Origin of the sequence: Paenibacillus sp. LHD-38 (genome assembly GCF_031157315.1) — a bacterium.
Classification (GTDB): Bacteria; Bacillota; Bacilli; order Paenibacillales; family Paenibacillaceae; genus Pristimantibacillus.
In genome coordinates this window covers 155,072-170,289 of record NZ_JAVIFU010000007.1, presented here as the reverse complement: position 1 = coordinate 170,289, position 15,218 = coordinate 155,072, and the positions used below count along the sequence as shown (strand labels likewise).

Here is a 15,218-nt window from a genome sequence, read left to right as displayed (position 1 = left end):
CAAATCTTACTTCTATAATAGATACACCCTTAGTAAGGGGTATTTATTAACCTTTAACCGCACCAATGGTAAGACCCGATACAAAATAGCGCTGTGCAAACGGATATAACAGGATAATCGGACCCGTTGCCAATACGGCAGTAGCCATCTTAATGGATTGTGTCGGTAACTCAGCCGTATCGATGACCACGCCCTGATTAATAAGTGCTTGGATATTGGTCTGGTTGATCATACGCTGCAAAAAGTATTGCAAAGGAAATTTGTCAGGAGACTGGATGTAAAGCATGCCATTATACCATTCGTTCCAAAAACCGAGTGCCGCAAAAAGGCCAACGGTAGCGAGTGACGGAATCGCCAGAGGAATAAATATTTGCCAATAGATGCGGAAATCGCCCGCGCCGTCAATCGTAGCTGACTCGTACAAGGAATCAGGAATCGCTTTCATGAAATTCCGCATAAGGAAAATCGACCATGCGCCGACAACGCCGGGCAAAATCATAGCGAACAAGCTATCCTTCAGATGCAAATATTTGACCATCAGGATATAACTTGGAATTAAACCGCCGGCAAAAAGCGTCGTAAAGTAGATCATGAAGGAGAAGAAATTACGATACTTAAAATCCTTCCGGTTAAGAACAAAACCTGCCATCGACATCATAAACAATCCTAAAGCGGTGCCGACAACCGTAATAAATATCGTTACGCCATAAGCTTTGGATAACGCTGTCGAGTTACTGATCAGCACTTCGTAAGCCTTGATGGAAAAATCGCTCGGAATCAGCTTGTACCCTTCGCGAATGATTTCCTGCTCATTCATCAAGGAAGAGGAGATCATCAGGACAAAAGGAAACAGGCAAACCAAGGCGAAGCAGGTGATGCACAAATAGCTGATTAGTTTTATGAATATACTGCCGTAATCTTCTTTTTCTTTCTTTTTATTCCCCATATTATCCACCTCCCATTTTAAAACAAGGCGCTGTCCGGTTCGATTTTACGAACGATCAGATTAACCGTTAACACTAGGATTAAACCGAATAAGGATTGATAGAAGCCCACTGCTGCGCCCATGGAGAAGTTGAACTGCCCCACCAGACTGCGGAAGACATACGTATCAATGATGTCTGTTTGCGGATAGAGCACCGAGTTTGTGCCTATCAGATTATAGAACAGGTCAAACGAGCCCTTGAGAATTCCGCCAAGTCCAAACAGCAGCAGCAAGATAAACGTTGGTTTAAGCATAGGCAAGGTCATGTGGCGAATTCTTTGCCATCTGCTGGCCCCATCCATATAAGCCGCTTCATAAAGATCATTGCTAATGCCTGTAATAGTCGCTAGGTAGACGATCATGCCATAACCGGTTGCGCTCCATATTTTAAAAGCCACGATGATGTACTTCCAAATATCAGGATCAGAATAAAACTCGTAGCGCTCCAGACCAAATGAGGTAATCATCGTATTAATAAAGCCGGAATTAAAATTGAACATATTGTAGGCAAACACACCGACAATAACCATTGAAATGAAATGCGGCAGTAAAAGCACGGATTGAGAAATCTTTTTAAACCACTTGCCGGAAATTTCAGAAAGCATAATGGCAAAAACAATTTGAATGATGTTCCCTACGGCTAGAAAAGCAAAATTGTAAAGCAAAGTATTTTTGGTGATATTCCAAAGATCGCCAGTCTTAACTAAAAACTCAAAATTTTCTAAACCTAGAAATTTACTTCCGAAAATTCCTTTGCTGATATTGAAATCAACAAACGCTACGTATGCCCCTGGCATGACTAAATAGTGAAAGATTATAAAGTATAGGATGACGGGTGAAAGCATAAAAAACAGAACCTTGTTCTTCAAAATCTCCCGCAGCATATTCCCGCCATGAACCTTAAGTCTTGTTATGACATACATTTAGCCCAACTCCTGTTATGGTTCTTCTAATAAAACCGTTGTTTTGAATGCGCTTTCATTTGACTTGAAACATAATCTCCCCCTCATTGATGAGATATACGCTGCATTTTTTTGAAACGTTTCGATTTAGAAGTAAAATAATGATTGATTTTCGCGGAATACGGTGGATATACACGTCATCCGCCATATAAAACTCATGTTAGCACTTTCAATTCCATAATTGTATATCGAAACGTTTCTCTTAAAGCAAATATTACAACATGGTTGCATCGAAATCAATCATTTTTTTTCGAAATATATCCGCTTACAGATCGCCCTATTCGACCATATGGTCAATAAGTCGCATCTATTCCATATGCGTGAGCCTATTTTAGTCATTATTTCTACTCTATATCTGTAATGGCGGGAGAAACCTCGAAACGTTTCGAGGTTATCGCCCTATCGTCAACCACTAACTGTTTCATTCTTGAGATCGCCTCACTTGAAGAAATATGTAGTCGGCTAATCAGAATAAAAAACGGCAAGAAATAAGAAAAAAGCCACCGACAAGGGTGGCTTAAGCTTACTATTCTATTTCCCTATTGAGAAACCTTTGATGAAATAGGGTTATTGGCAAGCTTAATTTGCGGCTTCTGTGCAAGTCCAAAGAAGGCTATAAGAGCAAGAAGGCTAGTGGACAAAATGATGATCCCCATCGGAACCGCGGAATTCTCTCCGGCAACGCCGACTAGTGGTGAAGTACATGCTCCAATCACAAAAGGCAACAAGCCAAGCAGTGCGGATGCACTTCCTGCCCTTTGACTTTGCGAACCCATCGCCAGAACAAAAGAAGCAGTTGCCGTCATACCGATTGACGCCACAAAGAAGAACAACGGTATAACCAATGCCAGTAAAGGACCGTGCAATAAAATTACGAGCAAGGCTGCAAAACTGGCCGTACAAGACAACAGTAAACCAAGAATAACGAAATTGCGTTCCGAGAACGCTTTGCTGAACCTTCCAACAACCTGCGAACCAATAATTAAGCTTATTCCATTGGATGCGAATAACAGTGCGAACAGTTGTGGAGAAGCTCCGTAAATATTTTGATAAACAAATGGAGTCCCCGATACGTAGGCAAAAACGCCCCCGATCATAATGCCTTGTGCAAGCGCATAGCCGATAAACTGTCGATCTTTAATCAAAGCTTGGATACCGGCTAACAGCTCTCCGAAGTTACCCGATACCCGATTCTGGGCTGGCAGGGTCTCTTTTAAGTTCATCGTTGCCAAAATAACGAGTAGCAAACCAACAATGCTCAGGACGAAAAACACACCTACCCACGTTGTAAAGGAGATCACACCGCTGCCAGCCATAGGCGCAATCATAGGAAACAGATTATTTACAAGCATGAGCATTGAGAAAAACTTCGTTAATTCTGTTCCGCTGTAAAGATCGCGTACGATTGCTCTGGAGATAACAATTCCCGCAGAGGCAGCGAAACCCTGAACAAAGCGCGCAGCTATAAACCAATAAATATTTGGGGATATCGCACAGACAAACGAAGCAACCAGATAGAAAATAAGTGAAATAATAATCGGCTTGCGTCTCCCATGAACGTCACTTAATGGTCCCATAATAATTTGACCCAAACCTAAGCCAATGAGGCATGCTGTCAAACTAAGCTGAACAAGTGAAGCCTGGGTTCCAAAATCAGCGGTAATTTGCGGGAATGACGGCAAGTACATGTCAATCGTAAGTGGGCCAAGTGCTGAAAAAGCGCCTAATAGCAATACTAATCTTAGGCGATCATAATTTTTTGTTGCAGACATCGTTTGATCTTCTCCTAAACTATTTCAAAGTGATGAATCATGGTGATCGAGTAAACTTGTTTCATTATAGACCAAGATAGAGATAAACCCAATAGCTTTATCTCTTCTCTTTCGTATAACAAAAAATCAGCGTCACCAGGCATTTATGCCGGCCGCTGATTTTCTTTGATTTATGATCGTTTAATCAAATCTGCCTGCAGCCAGCAAAAAAAAACGCATCCATATGAGAATGCGGTTAGTCTGGTAGCAGCTCTCTTAAAAATTGTTGTAAATAACGTCAGCCGTTACCTTCCCGCTCGTGACGTCTTCCGAGGTAAAGCCGGATACCGTGTTGCCGACTTTGAACTCCTTGCTTACCAGTTGCTCGGAAGGATCAGGAGCCGTCGGGCCCGTTATTCCGTAAGTCGTTTTTTCCGTTACCGTCACCCACAACTCTCCGATTCGGAAGCTTTGGCCGTCGGCGCTTACCTCATCAATGACACCGTCAATGTTGACCCGATGCTTTGCTGAAATGGCTGGTCCCGGACCGTTATTTTCAACGACGCCGCCGCTTGGGTTATTCGTGACCGGATTAGGGGATGTACCGCTTCCGTTCTGGTTAACCGCATAGATGCCCAAAATCAATACAGCGCAAGCCGCAATGCTTGCTTCCCAGATGACCACCTTATTTTTCTTTACTGCCGGATTAGTTGTTCTCATAGGAATCTCTCCATTTCATTTATCGTTATCGATTTGTTTGTGTCTTTCCTGAATTAAGCGTTCAAGCGTTCGTTATTGAAAGTCTTCGCTCGTTTTCAATTTGGACATGGCCGATTTATAACTTGATTTCTTCATCTTCACAAATCACCGCCTATAACTTCTTTAAGCTTATTACGCCCGCGAGCAAGCCAAGTCCCTACCGTCGCGGGTTTGGCATGAAGAATGTCAGCTATTTCTTCCAATGAGTAACCCTCGTAATAATGCAGATGGATCGGGACCCGATATTTTTTATCCAATGATAATATCTTGACCAGGCTGTCGGAATAGTTGACAACGGCTTTGCGGACGGATTCATTGAGTTCATATGAATCGTTCACCTGATGTCCCCCTTTCATTAGTAATACAATTGAGGAGACCGTTATTTAGGAATACTGCGATTCCTATCAGTATGTCCATCTGCCAAAAACGGCAACAGTCCGCGGGTCAGGAGCAAACAACAAGCCCCTTGGGCTAATGGGGCCAAGGGGCTTGTTTAGTACGAGAATGAGTTGCCAGGCAGCCCATTCGGATTATATGAACGTTTCCGACATCTTCATTTTCGTAACCGACGATGACTTTACTTAACATATGTATGAACTTGTACAAGAGACTGAGCTAGACGAATATCTTCAAATGTTGGTAATGTTTAATTATAAAAAAACTTTTTAGTGATTAGTTAGATAAACTTCATATATATTTTACTTATGAATTTACATTAGAGAGGACTAAGCTATTGATAAAAAAAGATGCTCCTAATATTGATTTAGTAACACAAATAGTAAGTGATCACCTTAATTCAAGAGACTTTAAATTAGAAAGAGTATTAAGTGGCGTTTCTACTTATGTGTATCGTGTTCTATTAGGTGAGAATACCTTTTATCTTCGGGTTCTTCCAGAACAAGATATGAGTTTTGCTATAGAAGTACATGTACATTCATTACTAAGACAAAAAAAAGTTCAAGTTCCAGAAGTTATATACTTTGAACATCATAATGAAGCATTAGGGATGTCAATGATGCTTGTTAAAGAAATCCTTGGTTCCAATATTGAAGCTTATCCTCCAATAGACGAATACGAGAACATACTTTTTAATGCTGGAAAACAAATTGCGGTTATAAATCAAGTACGAGTTGATGGTTTTGGCTGGATTAAAAGAGGTAACGAAGAATGTGGAAATATTCTACAAGGTGAAAAAGATTCATTACACGATAACATTTATGAATATTTAGATGAAGATCTATTTTTATTATCAGAGAATGTTTTTCATAAGGATGTTACATCCCAAATCAGAAGCACATTAAATACTGGAACAGCATTAATGTTAAGACATCCATCTTGTTTAATCCATGGGGATTTTGATGATTCACATATTTTCGCTCATAATGGAAACTTTACGGGCATTATTGACTTTGGGGAGATTCAAGGAAATAGTCCACTATATGATTTAGGGCATTTTAAATTGCATGATGGACAGCATGAACAGCGTTATTGGGGCTATACTTCCTTAGCAAAAGGATATAACGAAGTAAGAGACCTCTCGTATGATGACCAAATAGAAATTGACCTCTGGGCATTATGGATTGGGGTCAGAAGGTTGGGAATTATCTGCAAGAGAACTTGGGGTAGGTATCATGATCATTTGCTTAAAACTGTAAAGCTTCAAATGGATATATTAAACAAGAAATTATAACTTTTTAAAATGGAATTTTTAAATAAGAAAAGTCCCGTCAAAAAGCCGCTCCTAGTAATGGAGTGGCTTTGTCTTTATATATGAATGTATAACTTATGGTCAAATAATACTTTGTGTTTAGCTATATTACGGTAACCCGTATCATAAAAAGTCAATTCATAATGCTGCTCAATGTTGGCTGATCTGCCCGTTAGTCCAACGAGGCTGCCGTATCTTCACAGACCTACCCTGTTCCCTTCTCTGTATTCCCGTGGTGATAGGCCATTTAACTTTCGGAATATCTTCGAAAAATAATGTAAAGATGAAAATCCATGCTTTTCTGCGATCTCTGTAATGCTCAGATTCGTAAAGAGAAGGTCATCTTTCGCCCGATTGATCCTGAATTGAATGACATACTGTGTAGGCGGCAATCCGGTTGCATGTTTGAATAAATCAAAAAAGTAACCACGGCTTATACATAACTCTCTGTAATAGTTTTCGAAAGGCTTAAGATTGCCTTGTACTAGATCCTGATCTAGTCGCTCTAGCAGCTTGGACATGCGGGGATTGGGCATATGATCCTCTTTCAGGGCAAATGTTAGAAAAAACTCGATAAACTGCTGAAAGCTGCTCTGAATCTTTAAGCTGCGAACATAACTCCGCTCATTTGTATAGTGATTTTCTGTATAAAACCTCTCGAAAAAATCCATCCATACCCGAAGCTTCTCCACTTTCACATGCTCCGGTAAATAATAAGGAAATGCTGGTCCGATCAGAGCAGGAACCAGAGTGGCTGCATCAAAACAGATCTTGCTGGGGTGGGCGAACTCAGCCCGACGATCTATGTATGACCAATCAAAATAACAGCAAACGTGGACCATCGGGTCTTGGCTGTCGGCAACCCAATGGTGGAGCTGTCCTGCTGGTATGTACACTAGAGAACCGGATGCCGTTTCATGAGTGCGGCCACATGTGTGAACTACACCTTTTCCTTCACTGATCAAATATAGTGAGGAGGCATAACTGATCCGATTGTTGCTAGTCTGTCCTTTGGAGAATGGATACCGGGTTGCATAGTACACGTAAGGATGTAAGTTAGCAAAATCCATCCTCGAACACCACCTTATACTGAAAACTAAATAGCAATTGATATGACGATTGTACACATAACTGACGATTTTGCAAATACAAAATAAATTAAATATTATAAAATTTCTATGTGAAGACGAAGATTTCTTAGGAGGAGTTCACATGTTAGAAAGCAACTACTTGTTGACAGATGAACAAATGATACAATTTATTACCAAAGGCTATCTTGTACTTAAGAACGACATGCCTCATCAACTTCATCTGAGCATCATGAATCAGATCAATCACGTTATGCATAATGAAGGAAATCCTGGAAACAACATTCTGCCCCGTGTTCCAGACATTCAGCAGTTGTTCGATACGCCAGTCGTCAAGGGAGCCTTGAGCAGTGTACTTGGTTCGGATTATTACATGCATCCACATCGCCACTGTCATTACAACCAACCCGGAAATTCGACGCCGGGTGGCGGAAAATGGCACAAAGACGGCTATTGGTCTTCCATGCGCAGCCATCGTCCGTGGTGGGCAATGATTTTCTATTACACCCACGATATTACCGAAGATTTAGGGCCTACTGCGATTATGCCAGGCACCCAATATTACGAAAAATTCCTCGGCGACCGAGGGGAGCCTCTGCTGCCCACAGGCAAGGCAGGTACTATGGTGCTAGTGCATTTCGACTTGTGGCATAAAGCCTCGCTTAATGTGTCAGAACTAGATCGTTATATGCTTAAGTTTCAATTTCTCAGATTGAGCGCACCGGAGTTTCCGAGCTGGAATCATCGAAGCAAAGAGATGATTGTGCCTGAAGGAACGCCCGCTATCCATATGAATTTATGGCAGGACGTATGGGATTGGCTCCGCGGAGAACATACGGTAAAGCAGGGTTACACGACAACGGTCGAGGAGCGATTGTTGGCATTACGGCAAGAGCTTGGGGCAGAGAATGCTACCAACCGCGGGCGGGCGGCCGACGAATTGGGACGGATCGGAACAGCGGCAGCTTCATGCGCTCCCTCGTTAGGGCTTCTATTAAACGATCAGGTGGAAACGACCGCTTTGAATGCAGCCTATGCGCTTGGGCAGCTTGGAACAGAAGGGATTGAAACGCTGATTAGTCACATTACGGAGGGGTCGAGACTGACAGCGGAAAGGGCAGCATATGGATTGCAAGGAGCTGGCATTGAGGCGATTCCTGAGCTTCTTCGTGTTATGAAGCATAAGGATGAGAAGCGCAGAGCGTTGGCGGTTTTCGTTCTTGGTATGATAGGATCTTCTGAAGGTGAAGTGGTACCCTCGCTTATCTCAAGCTTGCAGGATCAGAGCGAATGGGTTCGCCGAAATGCAGTTGAATCATTAGGTATGATCAAGAATGCTGGAGAACAAATTGTTTCGGCTTTGGCGAAAGTATTGAAAGATTCTCTTCTAAGCGAAACTGACGATACTTCAGAATCGATTAATACGGAAGCCATAAAGTCGTATGCAAGCCATCAGCCATACATTATCAATAAGATCGGATATACTGCGGCACTTTCACTGCTGCGTATCGGTAATGCTGGCGATATGAAGGAAGCTATCCGCTCCTTGGAGCGAGCGCTTTACAGCAAGGACCGTTACGTCAGAGCTTATGCATCGGAAGCACTCACCCATTTCAGAACGGAGGAAGCAGTCGATATCTTGATCCGTTTTTACCGCTCTTCCCGCTGGTGTCCGGATACAAGTAATGTTAGTACTTTCTAGGTTGCCCCATTATTAACTCAACTTGCATGCGTAACAACAACAGCATTATGCTGTTGTTGTTATCCTGCCCTTCGTATTGGACCCTAGTCAACGGTTTGCGGTGATCTTTTTAAATGTCGTTTTCTTGCACCACGACTCGAACTCTGTGTAGATTCACCACTTGAGTATACAAGTCGCTGCAATTACCTTCCCTGTTTGACGAAGCTCGCAATACTGGGAAAAAGGTTCCCGGTTTGGAGAATGCATATGTTGTCTTCACAACCGCTGATGATCCCTCTTCATTGGTGTGATTGACGGTCGCATTAATCGAAAAGGTTGCTTCCCCTTCAAAATCCCATTCTGCAGACACGATTTTACCTGTATTCGGCGGAACTTCGATCTCTGCCATAAAGAAGACCGTTTCGCCCACCGAAACTTCGGCCCGCTCACCATCATTGGCTTTGAGGGAAATGACTGGCTGTATACCTCTACGTTCTGCAGCTTTGGACGAAACAATAACTTGCCCTTCGACAACTTCGTAGTTGGTGCTGGCTGGAGGGATAACCCCTCTTTCTACCCAAGTACTCAAATCGAGAAGCGCCTGATGCAGAGCGGGAATGTAGGTTACAATATGGAGTCCGTCTAGAACATTGTTCGAACTCGTGTCGGCGTGCAAAGCGTGATCCACGAACCAAAGTCTAAAACGATCATCGAGCTGCTCTCCCAGGTATTCTTTGACTTTGCTTCGATACCAATCGGCCTGCCAAGGGAACGCACTTTCGTCCATCAGCGTTTGCACGACAATCATTTTCCCTTCGAAACAGCCTCTTTGTACCGAGCCTGCCCCTCCATAGGCAACGGCAGGCCCCACTAGAATTGGACGCTGCGGATACAACGGCTCGCCGTTGTCGTCCCGATACTGATCCCACACGGAATATTCGGCAGTCGGTACCTGATGCCGGTGATAGGTTTGAATGGCGATATAGTCCGAGTTGTCCAGAACGACCTCGTCGCCTGGCTTCACTTTATCTAAGCTTTGAACGGATGTGAAAAATCCGAATGCCGAACCGACCGTAACGACGTTTCCGTTGATCTGGCCAAAAGGGATTTTCAGACCGGCGGCCTCGCCGCTGGTAAACCGGACAAATGCTCCATCCAGATATACATCCCCCTCCGGGACATCTTCCAACTTAAAGGAAGGTAATGACTCCTTATCCTCCGTAAGCATTTTCCAGGCGTCATCGACTCCCATTTTTACCGCTCCATCGGAATCCATGACCTCTTTCTTTCCGGGCCGGATGACCCCCGTTACGACAGTCTTATGTTGAAGGCGCGCACGCGAAGCGGAACTTTCGGGATCGGCTCCAAGGTATCCTGGAACGTTCCAGAAATCCTCGAAATAAGAGGGGTCCATATTCATGACGGCAGGAGTCAGTACCGTAAGCGCTCCATCACCAATTTCTTTGTAGGCAAACCACGCCTTAGGCGGGAACCCCATTCTGGTCACTTCTTGAAGTGCATGTCTTTCTTCTTCGTTCAATCCTGCATACATATCGCCGCTGCCGCCGGGCTCAATCGCGTCAAGGATTGCAGGGAACTTATCCTTGAGAATTCGCATCGCGTGGACGCGTACCGTGAAGACATTTGGAATCGCCATTGGTGTTCCGATGACAAATGGCACTGCGCCATCCCAAACGCCTGTTGTATTCTCGATGAAGCTTATCGTTTTGAATCCGCCGCCGCTGCCGCCGTAAATATAACCGTAAGGACGGTGCGGGCCGAACAATTCCGCCGCTTTGACCCGGGAGTATAGCGCTACTGCGGCGCTTGCGCGATATACAAGTGTAACGTCAGAGGATGCTCCGCCCATATTGCTTTCTACTAAATAGGCGCCGCTGGAAATGGCAAAGCCAATTTTATTGTCCACGCCGTCAATATGGCTTTGGGCTGCGTTTTCGCTTCCCTGAACAGGGTAGACAGGTTGAAAGAAGCGTCCCTCATAGACTTCAGCTGGCGGGAAGTAGAACGAAAATCTGGTATCGGTCCCCTCGAATCCGCCATGAATGTACCGATGGTGAGCAGGCTCATTCCGCCATTCATCGATGTCCACATATGGATTTTGAAACTGTGGGTCTTGCACCCCGTCGTACAGCGATTTTATGGTATTTCCCTTTTCCGTTTCATGGTTTGGCATCCTATCTTCCTCCTGCTTCCTATTGTGACTTCATTATTTTTTTATCGGTTCTGGTACTTTAATGCTGTCGTCCGCGTTGGCATTTATCCTTCTTTTTGCAAGGTCTCTGGCTATTTGAGCCTGTTTCTCCTCTGTTAGATCAAACCATATTAATCTCATCTCACTTCCAACACATTAGTTTTTGAAAACACTTACAGATGCATTATGACATACATTAAAATCGAAATATGGTATGTTATATAGAAAAAAAGTATGAAATTGAGGTTCTTGTGATGTTCACATCTAGTGATTTTCCCGATTTGGCCTATTTGGGTAAATTGATTCATGAAAGTCTGCAGCTTCCGGTTTTCTGCAAATCGAATGTTGATCCACAAGAGGAATACATCTGGAGTGATAGCCTGTCTCCCTCCCCTTCGCATTCTGACCCGGCTGAGCTTTTCCGTTTGGCTGCCAGTCAAGGAACAGTCTTAAATGGACCGGCTATTCATGAATCCAACTATTTGGAGCAGTTTGCCGTTGTGCCGGTAAGACGAAAAGACCAGTGTCAAGCCATCATCGTCATCGGCCCAGTCACCAGGCAAAAGCCGAACGGCGAGATATTCACAAAACTCTTGAACGATTATGGAATTCCGATCCAGGAGCGGACGAAATGGATGGAGTATTGGCATAACCTTCCGATCATGAACCGCCTGCGATTATTGCATATCTGCGTGTCGGCAAACTTGATGATTAATCAAGAGGCACTGGAAATCACGGACGTGCTTCAAACCAGTTTGCAATATGGATTGTCTAATCAACTGAAGGAGAGTGAGCTTGCACTTGCAGATCTCCGAGAATATTCCGTCTTCCACGAAGGAATCTCAGGTGCGCAACAGATGCTTGCCTTAATTCGAAGCGGTGATAAGACCGAGTTAATGAAGATGTTGGCCAAAACTACTAACAGCGACGACCAAATCGGGGTGCTCTCAAAACGAAGCCACCTTCGAAGCGTGAAAAACCTCGCGATATGCGGAATAGCCTTGAGCAGCAATGCTGCCTTGGAAGGAGGGTTGAATGAGGAATTAGCCATCACGCTGAGCGATTTGCATATTCAACATATCGAAGAACTGAACGAACTGGCATTGGTAGAGGCTGCCGTTATCAGAGCAATTGTGGATTTTGCTGATCGTGTCGGCCAGAGCCGCAAAAACAGCTCTACCAAACCGGTCCAGGTAAGCAAAGAATACATTTACCTTCATCTGTTCGAAGAAATGACGTTACAGCAGCTTTCAAATGTGTCCGGACTCAACCCTAACTATTTGTCGCAGCTATTCAAAAAGGAGACCGGTTTGACTTTGATGAACTATATCCAGAGGGAACGAGTAGAAGAGGCTAAGAAGCTGCTCGATCATTCGGGCGACACGATTTCAAGGATTGGTGCACGGCTCACCTTCTATGATCAAACCCATTTCATTAAGGTATTTAAGAAACACGCAGGAGTAACGCCTAAGAAATATCGGGACCGAAACCACTCAAGTTGATTGCAAGTTGAGCTTCCGAATGTACGGTTACCGTTGTTTGTGCTTTTTTGTACTATCTTCACTCACATCTTGAACAAGCTAACTTATTCACAACCGAAAGAATGGCTTAGGGAAGTTGTTTGTATGTTGAACACGCTCCATTTCTTCGGCAATGATGCGGATGCCCTCTTCAATAGCTTGCTCATCGGATCGAATGATGCTAAGGCGCAGTAAATTAAGCTTAGGAAAAGATGAGAGGAACTGCTTATCGGCAGCTAGTACATCTACGCCACGATTCTCCAATCGTTTGACCAAATCCTCTGTATCAATGGAGTCCGGAAGCTGTATTGAAGCAAAGAGCCCTCCGCAAGATTGAATGGTATATAAGCACTCTTTGGGCAATAATCGCTGTGAAACTTCCCTTAGATGTTTAATGCGATGATTGTACAAGGATTTCATTCGCTTTGCATGATGAGCATACATCCCAGACTTCATATAAATCTCAAGCACACCTTGAGAAAGCACTGAGGTGCTCAGATCCGCCGTATGTTTATGCCATTGGAGTATAGGAATAAACGAATCTGGTACTGCGGCCGCGGCAATCCTTAATCCGGGCAGCATCACTTTGGAAAAACTTCTGAGATAAATGACATGACCGGCTCCCTTATAAGCGTGAATTGGATCTGCTTTACTGTTTGTTTCCAAATCAGCAAGAAAATCATCCTCAACGATGTAAACGTCATTAGCTTTGGCGAGTTCTGCCAGTCGCTGCTTGTCTTCCGCCGTGTAAGAAGTGCCTAAGGGATTATGGAATCGCGGGATTGTATAAAAAAACTTTATATTATTACTTTGAAAGTGGCGCTCCAAAGTTACCCAATCAATACCATCAGGAGTTCTTTCTATACCAATTACGGTTTGTCTTTGTGTTTTAATTGCAGCAAGCATTCCCCAATACGTTGGTTGCTCGACCAGAATGTTGGTTTTTCCATTTGGGAAAGGCATCCCGGCTAGAAGATGAAGAGCTTGCTGAGCTCCTGAAAATATAAAAACTTGCTGTGCCGAAGGGAAAACCTGTTGCTGCTGAAAAAGCTTCACGATCTCCTGGCGAAGAGAAAGCAAACCCTGTGGATCGGGATAAGTGAATATGGACGTCTCAAATAATTCCATCGCTTTGTTCAAGCATTGACGAAAGTCGATTTGCGATATCGAAGTGGGATCGGGAGCCGCTGATGCAAAATCGATTCGTTTTGTTTGCAGCAGAGGAAGAAGCGCTTCCCTCGCTACGACGAAATAACCACTCTTCGGACGTGAATAAATGAGATATTGATTTTCGAGTTCCTGATAAACACCAATAATCGTGTTGAGACTACAACCGAATCTTTGACTCTGCATACGGATGGAAGGTAACTTCTGACCAGGTTTGATGAGACCATTGACAATGTCCGAACGGATGATTTGCTGAATGGAATCCTTTTTATTTTTCATAAATATGCCTCCAACTCGAATAATCCAGCCAACCATCTGTACCCATACAGATCGATAAATCGTCAATATACATCGTATTTTGTATCTATTATAATACAAACAATCATACAGAAATGTATTTTATAAATATTTTTGTTCCTTGAAATCTCACTATGTCGAGTGCATTTTTGTATAAATTTTTTTGAGGTGATTGTAATTAACAAAACGACAAGCGGCTGGATCAATGGTTTCCTGGGCGTGCTCATCTTCAGCGGCTCGCTACCCGCAACACGGTTGGCTGTGATGGATTTTGATCCGTTATTCCTCACCGTATGCCGTGCCGCAATTGCAGGGGTGTTAGCAGGAGTGCTTCTCCTCATCTTCCGGCAACGACGACCAGTCCTAGGCGACATCGTTCCGTTATCGTTGGTAGCACTTTGCGTGGTAGTAGGTTTCCCATTGCTGACAGCCTTAGCGCTTCAGTACGTCACATCCGCGCATGCAATTATTTACATTGGCCTTCTGCCGCTTTCGACGGCGATCTTCGGCGTACTGCGGGGCGGTGAACGCCCGCGACCAACCTTTTGGATCATATCAGCTCTAGGCAGCTCCATTGTGGCAGGATTCACCCTAACTCAAGGGGCTACCTCTTCGCCGGTCGGTGATTCGTTAATGTTGGCTTCTATCATCGTGTGCGGTTACGGTTATGCGGAAGGGGCACGACTCTCACGGAGGCTAGGGGGCTGGCAGGTGATCTCCTGGGCACTCGTTCTGTCACTTCCCGTTATGTCACTGCTCTCGTTTTATTACATGCCGCTTTCATGGGCGGGTGTAAGTACTTCCGCACTCTTGAGCCTTGCTTATGTCTCCCTGTTCAGCATGCTCATCGGCTTTGTGTTCTGGTATCGCGGTCTAGCCCAGGGAGGTATAGCAGCGATCGGGCAGTTACAACTCCTACAGCCGTTCTTCGGCCTGCTACTTTCGGCTCTCGTTTTGCACGAATCAATTGGTTGGCCTATCTTTATAGTAAATATCGGTGTCGTACTGTGCGTTGCGAACGCACGGCGATTCGCATCAAAATAGTTTTCAACGTCAACTCGCTCTGCTAGTCGTTTTTAATACCAATC

At 44.0% G+C, this 15,218-nt stretch carries 12 protein-coding genes; 4 read left to right on the top strand and 8 right to left on the bottom strand.

All coding sequences use genetic code 11. From position 1 onward, the window contains the following. Positions 1-46: 46 nt before the first annotated feature. The 5 genes from RCO25_RS08510 to RCO25_RS08490 form a co-directional block, all read right to left on the bottom strand. The gene (locus tag RCO25_RS08510; protein ID WP_308995707.1) at positions 47-946 is read right to left on the bottom strand and encodes a carbohydrate ABC transporter permease; all 900 of its coding nucleotides are present in this window, start codon (positions 944-946) and stop codon (positions 47-49) included. A gap of 17 nt (positions 947-963) precedes the next feature. After that, the gene (locus tag RCO25_RS08505) at positions 964-1,908 is read right to left on the bottom strand and encodes an ABC transporter permease (protein ID WP_308995706.1); all 945 of its coding nucleotides are present in this window, start codon (positions 1,906-1,908) and stop codon (positions 964-966) included. Between the two features lie 578 nt (positions 1,909-2,486). Continuing rightward, positions 2,487-3,719: a multidrug effflux MFS transporter gene (locus RCO25_RS08500; RefSeq protein ID WP_308995705.1), complete on the bottom strand. Its 1,233-nt coding sequence runs from the start codon at positions 3,717-3,719 to the stop codon at positions 2,487-2,489. A 255-nt stretch (positions 3,720-3,974) separates the two neighbouring features. After that, entirely contained in the window at positions 3,975-4,418 is a 444-nt protein-coding gene (locus RCO25_RS08495) for a hypothetical protein (RefSeq protein WP_308995704.1), read from the bottom strand. A 137-nt stretch (positions 4,419-4,555) separates the two neighbouring features. After that, positions 4,556-4,795 (bottom strand): RNA polymerase sigma factor, encoded by a 240-nt coding sequence (locus RCO25_RS08490; protein WP_308995703.1) that lies wholly within the window; start codon positions 4,793-4,795, stop codon positions 4,556-4,558. Between the two features lie 395 nt (positions 4,796-5,190). On the opposite strand from RCO25_RS08490, the gene RCO25_RS08485 reads away from it, so the two are divergent. Continuing rightward, positions 5,191-6,147 (top strand): phosphotransferase, encoded by a 957-nt coding sequence (locus tag RCO25_RS08485; RefSeq protein WP_308995702.1) that lies wholly within the window; start codon positions 5,191-5,193, stop codon positions 6,145-6,147. A gap of 215 nt (positions 6,148-6,362) precedes the next feature. Here the strand turns inward: RCO25_RS08485 and RCO25_RS08480 are convergent, their stop codons facing one another. Continuing rightward, positions 6,363-7,235, bottom strand: a complete 873-nt coding sequence (locus RCO25_RS08480; RefSeq protein WP_308995701.1) for a helix-turn-helix domain-containing protein — start codon at positions 7,233-7,235, stop codon at positions 6,363-6,365. A 142-nt stretch (positions 7,236-7,377) separates the two neighbouring features. Between RCO25_RS08480 and RCO25_RS08475 the strand changes: the two genes are divergently transcribed. Beyond that, positions 7,378-8,955, top strand: a complete 1,578-nt coding sequence (locus RCO25_RS08475; RefSeq protein WP_308995700.1) for a HEAT repeat domain-containing protein — start codon at positions 7,378-7,380, stop codon at positions 8,953-8,955. 109 nt (positions 8,956-9,064) lie between these two features. Here the strand turns inward: RCO25_RS08475 and RCO25_RS08470 are convergent, their stop codons facing one another. Then, positions 9,065-11,128 carry a hypothetical protein gene (locus RCO25_RS08470; protein WP_308995699.1) on the bottom strand — a complete coding sequence of 688 codons (2,064 nt, stop codon included), beginning with the start codon at positions 11,126-11,128 and terminating at the stop codon, positions 9,065-9,067. 272 nt (positions 11,129-11,400) lie between these two features. Here RCO25_RS08470 and RCO25_RS08465 point away from each other — a divergent pair, with 272 nt between their 5' ends. Further along, entirely contained in the window at positions 11,401-12,648 is a 1,248-nt protein-coding gene (locus RCO25_RS08465; RefSeq protein WP_308995698.1) for a helix-turn-helix domain-containing protein, read from the top strand. Positions 12,649-12,735: 87 nt separating this feature from the next. Here RCO25_RS08465 and RCO25_RS08460 read toward each other — a convergent pair whose 3' ends face one another. Further along, the gene (locus RCO25_RS08460) at positions 12,736-14,112 is read right to left on the bottom strand and encodes an aminotransferase-like domain-containing protein (RefSeq protein ID WP_308995697.1); all 1,377 of its coding nucleotides are present in this window, start codon (positions 14,110-14,112) and stop codon (positions 12,736-12,738) included. Positions 14,113-14,307: 195 nt separating this feature from the next. Between RCO25_RS08460 and RCO25_RS08455 the strand changes: the two genes are divergently transcribed. Next, positions 14,308-15,174, top strand: a complete 867-nt coding sequence (locus tag RCO25_RS08455; RefSeq protein ID WP_308995758.1) for a DMT family transporter — start codon at positions 14,308-14,310, stop codon at positions 15,172-15,174. The last annotated feature ends 44 nt before the right edge of the window (positions 15,175-15,218 follow it).